The sequence below is a fragment of the Vibrio sp. L85 genome (assembly GCF_963871815.1).
Taxonomy (GTDB): domain Bacteria; phylum Pseudomonadota; class Gammaproteobacteria; order Enterobacterales; family Vibrionaceae; genus Vibrio; species Vibrio harveyi.
Genome location: NZ_CAWMYL010000145.1, coordinates 1 through 13,066 on the forward strand (window position 1 = coordinate 1; position 13,066 = coordinate 13,066).

Sequence of the window (13,066 nt, forward strand, 5' to 3'; positions counted from 1 at the left end):
CGAGAAGCGAGAAGCGAGAAGCGAGAAGCGAGAAGCGAGAAGCGAGAAAATTCTTAAGGGTTGGCGTGTGCACGTCAACCCTTTTTGTTTTTCGGGATTCGCTTCTATTTTATCTTTCTAGGGATAAATCCAGTCAACGCCCTCTTCGTCAATCACTTTCACGGTTCTCCAAAGGCACACCTCTCGATTCCGTAAACGAAGCATACCTACATCTCGAAGCGTAGCGTTCTAACCTTTGCTCCCAAAAACAAAAAAGGCACCCGAGGGTGCCTTTTCTTTTAAGCTCTTAACGATTACTCGTCAGAAGAGAAGCCTGCGTTTAGAAGTGCAGCTAGGTTATCTGTTGCTTGTTCAGCAGATGGACCTTCTTGCGCTTCAGCACGTTTAGCTTGACGATCTTGGTGGTATGCGAAACCAGTACCAGCTGGGATCAGACGACCAACAATTACGTTCTCTTTCAGACCACGTAGGTCATCACGCTTACCAGAAACCGCAGCTTCTGTTAGTACGCGAGTTGTCTCCTGGAACGATGCCGCAGAGATGAATGACTCAGTCGCTAGAGATGCCTTAGTGATACCTAGTAGCTCACGCTCGAAACGTGCTGGCTCTTTGCCTTCAGCTTCTAGGTTACGGTTAGAAATCTTAACTTGTGAGTATTCAACTTGCTCGCCAGGTAGGAACTCAGAGTCACCAGCGTGAGTAATTGTACACTTACGTAGCATTTGACGAACGATAGTCTCGATGTGCTTATCGTTAATCTTAACGCCTTGTAGACGGTAAACTTCTTGTACTTCGTTAGCGATGTACTGAGTTACAGCGTGTACGCCACGTAGACGTAGAATGTCATGTGGAGACTCTGGACCATCTGCGATCACGTCACCACGTTCAACACGCTCACCTTCAAATACGTTCAACTGACGATGCTTAGGAATCATCTCTTCGTAAGTATCACCGCTGTCGCGAGTGATAACTAGACGACGCTTACCTTTCGTTTCTTTACCGAAGCTCACAGTACCGGTGTGCTCAGCAAGGATCGCAGGCTCTTTAGGCTTACGAGCTTCGAATAGGTCAGCTACGCGTGGTAGACCACCGGTGATATCTTTGTTACCGCCAGATTTCTGAGGGATACGAGATAGTGTGTCACCAATGCCAACTTCAGCGCCATCTTCGATGTTTACAATCGCTTTACCAGGTAGGAAGTAGTGAGCTGGCATTTCTGTACCAGGGATCATTACGTCGTTACCTTGCTCATCAACAAGTTTGATAGCTGGACGCATATCTTTACCTGCTGCTGGGCGAGCTGCTGGATCAGTTACTTCGCTTGAAGATAGACCTGTTAGGTCATCTGTTTGACGAGAAACTGTAACACCGTCGATCATGTCTACGAACTGGATGCGACCTGCCACTTCAGTGATGATTGGCATGGTGTGCGCTTCCCAGTTAGCAACAACTTCACCAGCTGTTACTGCGTCGTTGTCGCCTTTGCTCAGCATCGAACCGTAAGGAAGTTTGTGCTTCTCTTTAGTACGACCGAATTCATCAATGATAGTTAGCTCAGATGCACGAGACGTGATTACCAGCTTCTTATCTTTGTTGATTACGAACTTAGCGTTGTGCAGTTTAACTGTACCAGTTGTCTTCGCTTGGATGCTGTTCTCTGCTGCTGCAGTAGATGCCGCACCACCGATGTGGAACGTACGCATCGTAAGCTGTGTACCCGGTTCACCGATAGACTGAGCAGCGATTACACCAACTGCTTCACCTTGGTTCACTAGGTGACCACGTGCTAGGTCACGACCGTAACACTGTGCACAACAACCGAAGTCAGAATCACAAGTAACTACAGAGCGCACTTTCATGCTGTCTACTGAGTTCTCTTCCATGATCTGACACCACTTCTCATCAATTAGAGTGTTACGTGGGATCAGAACATCTTCTGTACCTGGCTTAAGAACGTCTTCAGCTACTACACGACCTAGCGCTAGCTCAGTTAGTGCAACTTTAACATCACCACCCTCGATGTGAGGCATCATGTCAACACCCTCGTGAGTGCCACAGTCATGTTCAGTTACAACAACATCTTGAGCAACGTCTACTAGACGACGAGTTAGGTAACCCGAGTTCGCTGTTTTCAGTGCCGTATCCGCAAGACCCTTACGAGCACCGTGCGTTGAGATAAAGTACTGAAGTACGTTTAGACCTTCTTTAAAGTTCGCTGTGATCGGCGTTTCGATGATTGAACCATCTGGACGCGCCATCAGACCACGCATACCCGCTAGCTGACGAATCTGAGCTGCAGAACCACGAGCACCCGAGTCAGCCATCATGTAGATGCTGTTAAACGATTCTTGTTGCTCTTCTTCACCGTCACGGTTAACTACCGTTTCAGATGAAAGGTTTGCCATCATCGCTTTCGCTACGCGATCGTTGGTCGATGCCCAGATATCGATAACTTTGTTGTATCGTTCGCCCGCAGTAACAAGACCAGATTGGTATTGTTCCTGGATTTCACGTACTTCTTCTTCCGCTTCTGCGATTTCAGTGTACTTAGCTGGCGGTACAACCATATCGTCGATACCAACAGATACACCAGATAGTGCCGCGTATGCGAAACCTGTGTACATGATTTGGTCAGCGAAGATTACAGTGTCTTTCAGACCTAGTTTACGGTACGCCTCGTTTAGTAGGTTCGAGATTTGCTTCTTACCTAGCTTTTGGTTAACGATGCTGTACGGTAGACCAGCTGGCACGATTTGCCATAGCATTGCACGACCGATAGTTGTATCAACCATCTTAGTCTCTGTTGTGCTGTTGCCGTCTTCGTCTACAACTGTTTCTGTAATACGTACTTTAACGCGTGCGTGAAGTTCAGCTTGCTTAGTGCGGTATGCTTTCTCAGCCTCTGCTGGGCCAGAAAGGTACATGCCTTCACCTTTCACGTTGATCTTGTCACGAGTCATGTAGTACAGACCCAATACAACGTCCTGAGAAGGTACGATGATCGGATCACCTGACGCTGGCGACAGAATGTTGTTTGTCGACATCATCAGAGTACGAGCTTCAAGCTGTGCCTCTAGAGTTAGAGGTACGTGAACCGCCATTTGGTCACCATCGAAGTCCGCGTTGTACGCCGCACACACTAGTGGGTGTAGCTGGATCGCTTTACCTTCGATTAGTACTGGTTCGAACGCCTGGATACCTAGACGGTGAAGTGTAGGTGCACGGTTCAATAGTACTGGGTGTTCACGGATTACTTCGTCTAGGATATCCCAAACTACCGCTTCTTCACGCTCTACCATTTTCTTAGCAGCTTTGATTGTAGTCGCAAGACCGCGAGTCTCTAGCTTGCTGTAGATGAATGGTTTGAATAGCTCAAGTGCCATCTTCTTAGGAAGACCACACTGGTGTAGACGAAGGTATGGACCTACTGTGATTACAGAACGACCAGAGTAGTCTACACGTTTACCTAGAAGGTTCTGACGGAAACGACCTTGCTTACCCTTGATCATATCAGCAAGAGATTTCAGAGGACGCTTGTTAGAACCAGTGATCGCACGACCACGACGACCGTTGTCTAGTAGCGCATCAACAGACTCTTGCAGCATACGTTTTTCGTTACGTACGATGATGTCCGGAGCTGCTAGCTCTAGAAGACGCTTCAAACGGTTGTTACGGTTGATCACACGACGGTATAGGTCGTTTAGATCAGAAGTCGCAAAACGACCGCCATCTAGTGGTACTAGAGGACGCAGATCTGGCGGAAGTACTGGAAGTACAGTCAGGATCATCCACTCTGGGTTGTTACCAGATGCGATGAACGCTTCTACCAGCTTCAGACGCTTAGTTACTTTCTTACGCTTAGTTTCAGAGTTAGTAGTTTCTAGCTCTTCGCGCATTTGTTCTGCTTCAGCGTGCATGTCCATAGAACCTAGTAGGTCCTTGATAGCTTCTGCACCCATCTTAGCAGTGAACTCGTCGCCCCACTCTTCTAGACGGTCTAGATACTCTTCTTCCGTAAGCATCTGACCTTTTTCTAGATCAGTCATACCCGGCTCAGTTACTACGTACATTTCGAAGTAAAGAACACGTTCGATATCACGTAGAGGGATATCCATTAGTAGACCGATACGAGACGGTAGCGATTTTAGGAACCAGATGTGAGCTACTGGTGAAGCAAGCTCGATGTGGCCCATACGGTCACGACGAACTTTAGTTTGTGTAACTTCTACACCACACTTCTCACAGATAACACCACGGTGCTTCAAGCGCTTGTACTTACCACAAAGACACTCGTAGTCTTTAACTGGACCAAAGATACGCGCACAGAACAGACCATCGCGTTCAGGTTTGAACGTACGATAGTTGATCGTTTCAGGTTTTTTAACTTCACCGAAAGACCATGAACGGATCATGTCTGGTGAAGATAGACCGATTTTGATTGCATCAAATTCTTCGGTCTTATGCTGTGCTTTTAGAAAGTTTAATAAGTCTTTCACAATCAGCTCCTGTAAGGAGTTAAAAGGAGCTCACTCGCTAAAGTGAGCACCTTCTACCAAATAATCGCTTTAGATTCTCTCAACCTTAGTCAAGAGAGAAAGAGATTACTCTTCGTCTTCTAGCTCGATGTTGATACCTAGCGAGCGAATCTCTTTCAACAGTACGTTGAACGATTCTGGCATACCAGGTTCCATGCTGTGGTTACCGTCTACGATGTTTTTGTACATCTTAGTACGGCCGTTAACGTCATCCGACTTAACCGTTAGCATTTCTTGTAGAGTGTAAGCCGCACCGTATGCTTCTAGTGCCCATACTTCCATCTCACCGAAACGCTGACCACCGAACTGAGCTTTACCACCAAGTGGCTGCTGAGTTACTAGGCTGTACGAACCAGTTGAACGAGCGTGCATCTTGTCATCAACAAGGTGGTTCAGTTTCAGCATGTACATGTAACCTACTGTTACAGGGCGCTCAAACTGGTCACCTGTGCGACCATCAAACAGTTTTAGCTGACCAGATTCTGGTAGGTCTGCTAGTTTCAGTAGCGCTTTAATAGACGCTTCTGGTGCACCGTCAAATACTGGAGTCGCGATTGGTAGACCGCCACGTAGGTTCTTGATCAGAGTACGAACTTCGTCATCAGATAGAGAAGCAATATCTACTTTCTGGCGAGTCTCGCCTAGATCGTAAACTTTTTGTAGGAACTCGCGGAATTTCGCTAGTTCTTGCTGCTCTTTAACCATCTGGTTGATCTTGTCACCAATACCTTTCGCTGCCAGACCTAAGTGTACTTCTAGGATCTGACCGATGTTCATACGCGAAGGTACACCCAGTGGGTTAAGTACGATGTCTACAGGCTGACCTTTCTCATCGTATGGCATGTCTTCAACAGGGTTAATCTTAGAGATTACACCCTTGTTACCGTGACGACCCGCCATCTTATCACCAGGCTGAATGCGACGTTTAACCGCTAGGTAAACCTTAACGATCTTCAGTACGCCAGGTGCTAGATCATCACCTTGAGTGATCTTGCGACGCTTAGTTTCGAATTTCTTATCGAAGTCAGCTTTTAGCTCGTCCCACTGCTCTGCTAGTTGTTCTAGCTGAGTTTGTAGAGCGTCATCTTCTAGCGTTAGTTCTAGCCACTTCTTACGATCAGTTGTGTCTAGTTTCGCTTCAGAGTAACCACCTTCAATCAGTACAGCTTTAACACGGTTTAGAAGGCCACCCTCAAGAATCTGGAATTCTTCAGTTAGGTCTTTCTTCGCTTCTTTAAGCTGCATTTGTTCGATTTCAAGCGCACGCTTGTCTTTCTCTACGCCATCGCGAGTGAAGACTTGAACGTCGATGATCGTACCTGATACAGAGTTAGGTACACGTAGTGAAGTATCTTTAACGTCAGATGCTTTTTCACCGAAGATTGCACGTAGTAGCTTCTCTTCAGGCGTTAGCTGAGTTTCACCTTTAGGTGTAACTTTACCAACTAGGATGTCGCCACCCTTAACTTCTGCACCGATGTAAACGATACCTGACTCGTCTAGTTTAGACAGAGCAGACTCACCTACGTTTGGAATATCAGCTGTGATCTCTTCAGAACCAAGCTTAGTATCACGCGCCACACAAGTAAGTTCTTGGATGTGGATAGTCGTGAAACGGTCTTCTTGAACTACGCGCTCAGATACTAAGATCGAGTCTTCGAAGTTGTAACCATTCCAAGGCATGAACGCGATACGCATGTTTTGACCAAGCGCTAGTTCACCAAGGTCTGTTGAAGGACCATCAGCAAGAACGTCACCGCGTGATACAGGTTCACCTGGCATCACACATGGGCGCTGGTTAATACATGTGTTCTGGTTAGAACGTGTGTATTTAGTCAGGTTGTAGATGTCGATACCAGCTTCACCTGGTACTAGCTCTTCTTCGTTCACTTTAACAACGATACGAGAAGCATCTACAGACTGGATTACACCACCACGTTTAGCAACTGCAGTTACACCTGAGTCAACTGCTACGTTACGTTCAATACCAGTACCAACAAGCGGTTTGTCAGCTTTCAGTGTTGGAACTGCCTGACGTTGCATGTTCGCACCCATCAATGCACGGTTCGCATCATCGTGTTCTAGGAACGGGATAAGCGATGCAGCGATAGATACAACCTGGTTTGTCGCAACGTCCATGTACTGAGCGTGCTCACGAGGGTGTAGACCAGATTCACCTTTTTGACGAGCTGTGATCAGCTCATCTGCAAAACCGCCTTCTTCAGTTAACGCAGCATTAGCCTGTGCGATAACGAATTGACCTTCTTCGATTGCAGATAGGTAATCTACTTCGTCTGTTACAATGCCATCTACAACGCGACGGTATGGTGTCTCTAGGAAACCGTACTCGTTACAACGCGCAAACGCAGATAGAGAGTTGATCAGACCGATGTTTGGACCTTCCGGCGTTTCGATAGGACATAGACGACCGTAGTGAGTTACATGTACGTCACGTACTTCGAAGCCAGCACGTTCACGAGTTAGACCGCCAGGACCCAATGCAGAAATACGACGCTTATGCGTTACTTCTGATAGCGGGTTGTTTTGGTCCATGAACTGTGAAAGTTGTGAAGAGCCAAAGAATTCTTTAACAGCTGCAGAGATTGGTTTCGCGTTGATCAAGTCTTGAGGCATGATTGCGTCAAGATCGCCTAGGCTTAGACGCTCTTTAACTGCACGCTCAACACGTACTAGACCTACACGGAACTGGTTCTCAGCCATTTCGCCTACAGAGCGGATACGACGGTTACCTAGGTGGTCGATATCGTCCACTTCGCCTTTACCGTTACGAATCGCGATAAGCTTCTTCATCACTTCAACGATATCTAGCTCGTCAAGTGTGCCTTGCTCTTGAGCATCTTCACGACCGATAGAGCTGTTGAACTTCATACGACCAACAGTCGATAGATCGTAACGCTCTTCAGAGAAGAATAGGCTTTCGAATAGTGCTTCTGCAGCTTCTTTTGTTGGTGGCTCACCAGGGCGCATCATGCGGTAGATTTCTACCAAAGCAGAAATACGATCAACAGTGCTGTCGATGCGTAGCGTTTCTGACATGAATGGACCATGGTCTAGATCGTTGGTGAACAACGTTTCTAGTGATTTGTGGCCAGCCTGAGATAGGTTCGCTAGAGCTTCCAGGCTGATTTCCTGGTTAGCGTTAACAATGATCTCGCCTGTTGCTTCGTTGACGTAATCTTTCGATGCAACTTTACCAACGATGTACTCAACTGGTACTTCGATGTGATCAACGCCATCTTTCTCTAGTTGGCGGATATGACGAGCTGTTACACGACGACCTTGCTCAACGTAAGTTTTACCGTTCGCTTCGATGTCGAATGACGCAGTTTCACCACGTAGACGATCAGGAACCAACTCCATTAGTAGAGTTTGGTCTTTCACTTCGAAGTTCACTTTTTCGAAGAAGATATCTAGGATTTCTTCTGACGTTTTACCAAGTGCACGAAGGATGATCGAAGCTGGTAGCTTACGACGGCGGTCAATACGTACGTATAAGTTATCCTTAGGGTCGAACTCAAAGTCTAACCATGAGCCACGGTAAGGAATAACACGTGCGTTGTATAGAACTTTACCTGAAGAGTGGGTCTTACCCTTATCGCTGTCGAAGAACACGCCTGGGCTTCGGTGCAGCTGGGATACGATAACCCTCTCGGTACCGTTAATTACGAAGGTACCATTGTCTGTCATAAGCGGAATTTCGCCCATGTAGACTTCTTGTTCTTTAATGTCTTTTACAGTACCTGCTGGCGCGTCTTTATCAAAGATTACTAGACGTAGTTTTACGCGTAGTGGCTTTGAGTAAGTTACACCGCGGATTTGACATTCTTTAACGTCAAAAACTGGCTCACCAAGACGGTAGCTAACGTATTGCAGCTCAGAATTGCCGTTGTAGCTCTGAATTGGGAATACAGAACGGAAAGCAGCTTCAAGACCGTATTGACCTTCAGGATCCTGTTCGATGAATTTGTCGAACGAATCGAGCTGGATCGATAGCAGGTATGGAATGTCCAAAACTTGTGGACGAGTACCAAAGTCCTTACGGATGCGCTTTTTCTCGGTATAAGAGTAAACCATGGGGTTCCTCAGCTCGCTGATAAGTGACCCAAACTGTCCGCCCGCTCCTAGTTACTTAAGGGGGGTAAGGGACAGTGACTAAATAGCTGTTTACTGTAGTGACATTTCATTGCGTAGGAATGAAATGTTTTTTGCTTGGGAACAGGCGCTTAAACAGCGGGAAAATTCGCCTATACCCTACAGCGCAAAAAGGCCGGTGGTTAAAAAACCACCAGCCAATTAGCCGTTAGGCTAAGAAACTATGCAATAATTACTTAACAGCAACAGTTGCACCAGCTTCTTCTAGCTGAGCTTTAAGTGCGTCAGCTTCTGCTTTGTCAACACCTTCTTTAAGAGGTGCTGGAGCGCCGTCTACAAGAGCTTTAGCTTCTTTAAGACCTAGGCCAGTTGCGCCACGTACTGCTTTGATTACAGCAACTTTGTTGCCGCCAGCAGATTCTAGGATTACGTCAAATTCAGTTTGCTCAGCTGCAGCTTCGCCGCCTGCTGCGCCACCTGCAACTACTGCAGCAGCAGCAGATACACCGAATTTCTCTTCCATAGCTTCGATTAGTTCAACAACTTGCATTACAGACATTTCTGCAACTGCGTCTAGGATTTGCTCGTTAGTAATAGACATAACAATTCTCTTTTAAGTCAACAATAAGTTTATTTTGCAACCAGTAAAAAGCAAGGCTTAAGCCGCTGCTTCTTCTTTTTGATCGCGGATAGCAGCGATAGTACGTACCAGCTTGCCAGCAGAAGCTTCTTTCATGCACATCATTAGGCGTGCGATTGCTTCGTCGTAAGTTGGTAGTGTTGCTAGTACTTCAGCGTCAGTTAAAGCGCCTTCAAATGCAGCAGCTTTGATCTCGAAATCTTTGTTCTCTTTAGCGAAGTCTTTGAAAAGACGCGCTGCAGCACCTGGGTGCTCGTTAGAGAACGCGATTAGAGTAGGACCAGTGAAAGTGTCAGTTAGACACTCGTAGTCTGTACCCTGAACCGCACGACGTGCTAGAGTGTTACGCACGACTTTCATGTAAACACCCGCTTCGCGAGCTTGTTTACGTAGAGAAGTCATCGCGCCAACTTCAACGCCACGAGAATCAGCTACAACTGCAGAAAGTGCACCACTGGCAGCTTCGTTGACTTGAGCAACAATTGCTTTTTTGTCTTGAAGGTTTAAAGCCATCTTGGATTTACTCCTGGTTGTCGTTACACCACTCACTATCATCACGACAGTGAGAGCTATTGAGGTGCATTCCCAGAAGAAAGTTAACTATTTACATAGAGCTTTCTGTCAGTTCGGGCACCATCTACGTAGGATGATTAAGTTTGTTTTGAGAACAAACACCTACGGTCTTGGACGGAGACTGGGTCTTAATTCATTTCGAACTAGGAGACAGTTCAAAGAACCAATGTTCAGCCCCAACCACAAATATTAGGCGCAAAATTATACACAATTTTTGCGCCTAAGCAAATAAATTATGCTTGAGTGTTCAGGCTAGCCTGATCAACAGCAACACCAGCACCCATAGTAGTAGAGATGCTTACTTTCTTCAGGAAAGTACCTTTCGCTGAAGATGGCTTAGCTTTCTTCAGAGCAACTAGAAGAGCTTCTAGGTTCTCTTTGATCTGCTCAGCAGAGAAGTTTGCTTTACCGATAGTAGTGTGGATGATGCCGTTTTTGTCGTTACGGTAACGAACCTGACCAGCTTTAGCGTTCTTAACCGCTTCAGCAACGTTAGGAGTTACAGTACCAACTTTAGGGTTTGGCATTAGACCGCGAGGACCTAGGATAGTACCTAGTTGACCTACAACGCGCATTGCATCAGGAGAAGCAACAACTACGTCGAAGTTCATTTCGCCTTTCTTAACTTGCTCAGCAAGATCTTCCATACCAACGATGTCTGCGCCAGCTTCTTTAGCTGCTTCAGCGTTTGCACCTTGAGTGAACACTGCAACGCGGATTTCGCGGCCAGTACCGTGAGGTAGTACAGTTGCACCACGTACGTTCTGGTCAGATTTACGAGCATCGATGCCTAGGTTAACAGCAACGTCAACAGACTCTACGAATTTAGCAGTAGCTAGTTCTTGAAGAAGAGCAACAGCTTCGTTGATTTCGTACTCTTTAGTTACGTCAACTTTTTCGCGGATTACGCGCATGCGCTTAGTTAGTTTAGCCATCTTATTAACCCTCTACCACTAGGCCCATTGAACGAGCAGTACCAGCGATTGAACGCTTCATTGCTTCGATGTCAGCACCAGTCATATCAGCAGCTTTAGTTTCTGCGATTTCTTGGATTTGAGCGTCAGTTACAGTACCCACTTTTTCAGTGTTTGGACGACCTGAACCAGACTTCACGCCAGCAGCTTTCTTAAGAAGAACAGCAGCAGGTGGAGTCTTAGTTACGAACGTGAAAGAACGGTCGTTGTATACAGTGATAACAACAGGAGTAGGTAGACCTTTCTCTAGAGATTCTGTTTTCGCGTTGAACGCTTTACAGAATTCCATGATGTTAACACCGTGTTGACCTAGTGCAGGACCAACTGGTGGACTTGGGTTCGCCATACCAGCTGCAACTTGTAGCTTGATGTAAGCTTCAACTTTCTTAGCCATGATAATTCCTAAGTTTGGGTACAAACGCTAATCATCGATCAGCTCCCCGTTTAATGAAAAAACTCTTTACTTCACCAGAAGTAAAAAGGCGCGAAATTATAGTCATAATTCGCGCCTTAGACAACCCTTAAAAAGGTGTTTTTTTAATCAAGTTTTTCAACCTGACCAAATTCAAGCTCAACTGGTGTTGCACGACCAAAGATCGACACAGACACTTTCAGGCGGCTCTTCTCGTAATCCACTTCTTCAACAGTACCATTGAAGTCAGCAAATGGACCTTCATTAACACGTACCACTTCGCCCGCTTCGTACATAGTACGTGGACGAGGAGCTTCACTTGCTTTCTCAAGACGATTAAGAATCGCATCAGCTTCTTTGTCTGTGATAGGTGCTGGACGGTCTGAGGTACCACCAATGAAGCCCATGACACGCGGCACACTGCGTACTAGGTGCCATGATTCATCGTTCATAATCATCTGAACAAGGACGTAACCTGGGAAGAACTTACGCTCAGATTTACGACGCTGACCCGCGCGCATTTCCACTACTTCTTCAGTAGGAACCAGTACTTCACCGAATAGCTCTTCCATGCTGTGCATTTTGATATGCTCGCGAAGAGATTGAGCTACACGACCTTCAAATCCAGAGAAGGCTTGAACCACATACCAGCGTTTTTTTGGAGCTTCACTCATGAATTAAAACCCTCTATACCCCAGTCGCTAGAGCTACTAGACGAACCATGATGCCGTCAATACCCCATAGCGCTAGAGCCATTACAATACTTACAGCTAAAACGATCAGTGTTGTTTGCATAGTTTCTTGGCGTGTAGGCCAAACAACTTTACGAACTTCCATACGAGATTCTTTTGCAAAACTGATCGCTGCTTTACCTTTAGTCGTTGTTGCTGCAACGCCAAGAGCAGCTGCAATTAGAACAACAACGCCTGCAGCGCGAACTACTACAGACATTTCACCATACAGGTAATTACCCACAACAGCGGCCGCTGCTAATACGAAAGCGGCAATCCACTTAAACGTATCTGCTGCGTTTGAGCTATCAGGAGTTTCAGCATTATTTGCTTTCATAAACCAACCTGTCACAAGTCTTAATATAGACGACAACAACCCCGCTGTTGCAGGGCAAACTCCATATCGCTGAAAAAATCAGCGTTACTCTCTTAAGATTAAGCCTCTCCGGCCAATCTTGCTCTGCTCTCAACCAAAATCTGAACAAGAAAACAGCTAAAATAATGTTGAGTGCAGAAAAAGGGCATCAAATGATGCCCTTTTTGCTACTGGTTCGTCAAATCTAATTCAAGATTTTCCGAAGACATTCGTTTAATTCTTTAAGAATTAGTCGAAGATCTTAGCAACAACACCAGCACCTACAGTACGGCCACCTTCACGGATAGCGAAACGTAGGCCTTCATCCATAGCGATAGGAGCGATTAGCTCAACTTGCATTTGGATGTTGTCACCTGGCATTACCATTTCTACGCCTTCTGGTAGAGAGATGTCACCAGTTACGTCAGTTGTACGGAAGTAGAACTGTGGACGGTAGCCTTTGAAGAATGGAGTGTGACGACCACCTTCATCTTTAGAAAGTACGTATACTTCTGACTCGAACTTAGTGTGTGGAGTGATTGAACCAGGCTTAGCTAGTACTTGACCACGTTCAACTTCATCACGCTTAGTACCACGTAGAAGTGCACCAACGTTCTCACCAGCACGACCTTCGTCAAGAAGCTTACGGAACATCTCAACACCAGTACATGTTGTAGTAGTCGTTTCTTTGATACCAACGATAGCAACTTCGTCACCTACGTTTAGGATACCA

General features: G+C 46.2%; 9 protein-coding genes. All 9 read right to left on the reverse strand.

Going from position 1 to position 13,066, the window contains the following annotated elements; genetic code table 11:
* Nucleotides 1-293: 293 nt before the first annotated feature.
* Nucleotides 294-4,496, reverse strand: a complete 4,203-nt coding sequence (gene rpoC / locus AACR11_RS15230; protein WP_005451130.1) for a DNA-directed RNA polymerase subunit beta' — start codon at nucleotides 4,494-4,496, stop codon at nucleotides 294-296.
* 105 nt (nucleotides 4,497-4,601) lie between these two features.
* Nucleotides 4,602-8,630, reverse strand: coding sequence for a DNA-directed RNA polymerase subunit beta (gene rpoB / locus AACR11_RS15235; protein WP_005451129.1), 4,029 nt, complete (start codon nucleotides 8,628-8,630; stop codon nucleotides 4,602-4,604).
* Nucleotides 8,631-8,880: 250 nt separating this feature from the next.
* Nucleotides 8,881-9,249 carry a 50S ribosomal protein L7/L12 gene (gene rplL, locus AACR11_RS15240; RefSeq protein ID WP_005433642.1) on the reverse strand — a complete coding sequence of 123 codons (369 nt, stop codon included), beginning with the start codon at nucleotides 9,247-9,249 and terminating at the stop codon, nucleotides 8,881-8,883.
* A 57-nt stretch (nucleotides 9,250-9,306) separates the two neighbouring features.
* A complete protein-coding gene (gene rplJ / locus AACR11_RS15245; protein ID WP_005451126.1) occupies nucleotides 9,307-9,801 on the reverse strand; it encodes a 50S ribosomal protein L10 in 495 nt (164 codons plus the stop codon).
* A 293-nt stretch (nucleotides 9,802-10,094) separates the two neighbouring features.
* A complete protein-coding gene (rplA, locus tag AACR11_RS15250) occupies nucleotides 10,095-10,796 on the reverse strand; it encodes a 50S ribosomal protein L1 (RefSeq protein WP_005384683.1) in 702 nt (233 codons plus the stop codon).
* A gap of 4 nt (nucleotides 10,797-10,800) precedes the next feature.
* Nucleotides 10,801-11,229 (reverse strand): 50S ribosomal protein L11, encoded by a 429-nt coding sequence (rplK, locus tag AACR11_RS15255; protein ID WP_005451125.1) that lies wholly within the window; start codon nucleotides 11,227-11,229, stop codon nucleotides 10,801-10,803.
* Between the two features lie 143 nt (nucleotides 11,230-11,372).
* Nucleotides 11,373-11,921 carry a transcription termination/antitermination protein NusG gene (gene nusG / locus AACR11_RS15260; protein ID WP_005451123.1) on the reverse strand — a complete coding sequence of 183 codons (549 nt, stop codon included), beginning with the start codon at nucleotides 11,919-11,921 and terminating at the stop codon, nucleotides 11,373-11,375.
* Nucleotides 11,922-11,934: 13 nt separating this feature from the next.
* Nucleotides 11,935-12,315, reverse strand: coding sequence for a preprotein translocase subunit SecE (gene secE / locus AACR11_RS15265; protein WP_005451121.1), 381 nt, complete (start codon nucleotides 12,313-12,315; stop codon nucleotides 11,935-11,937).
* Between the two features lie 267 nt (nucleotides 12,316-12,582).
* Nucleotides 12,583-13,066: EF-Tu C-terminal domain-related protein (locus AACR11_RS15270; RefSeq protein ID WP_266099116.1), on the reverse strand; the 484-nt coding region annotated here is incomplete at its 5' end.

Bases quoted from the DNA above. Each gene is read 5' to 3' on its own strand.
- rplA (WP_005384683.1), bottom strand. From the start codon at position 10,796: ATGGCTAAACTAACTAAGCGCATGCGCGTAATCCGCGAAAAAGTTGAC.
- secE (WP_005451121.1), bottom strand. From the start codon at position 12,315: ATGAAAGCAAATAATGCTGAAACTCCTGATAGCTCAAACGCAGCAGAT.
- nusG (WP_005451123.1), bottom strand. From the start codon at position 11,921: ATGAGTGAAGCTCCAAAAAAACGCTGGTATGTGGTTCAAGCCTTCTCT.
- rplJ (WP_005451126.1), bottom strand. From the start codon at position 9,801: ATGGCTTTAAACCTTCAAGACAAAAAAGCAATTGTTGCTCAAGTCAAC.
- rpoB (WP_005451129.1), bottom strand. From the start codon at position 8,630: ATGGTTTACTCTTATACCGAGAAAAAGCGCATCCGTAAGGACTTTGGT.
- rplL (WP_005433642.1), bottom strand. From the start codon at position 9,249: ATGTCTATTACTAACGAGCAAATCCTAGACGCAGTTGCAGAAATGTCT.
- rplK (WP_005451125.1), bottom strand. From the start codon at position 11,229: ATGGCTAAGAAAGTTGAAGCTTACATCAAGCTACAAGTTGCAGCTGGT.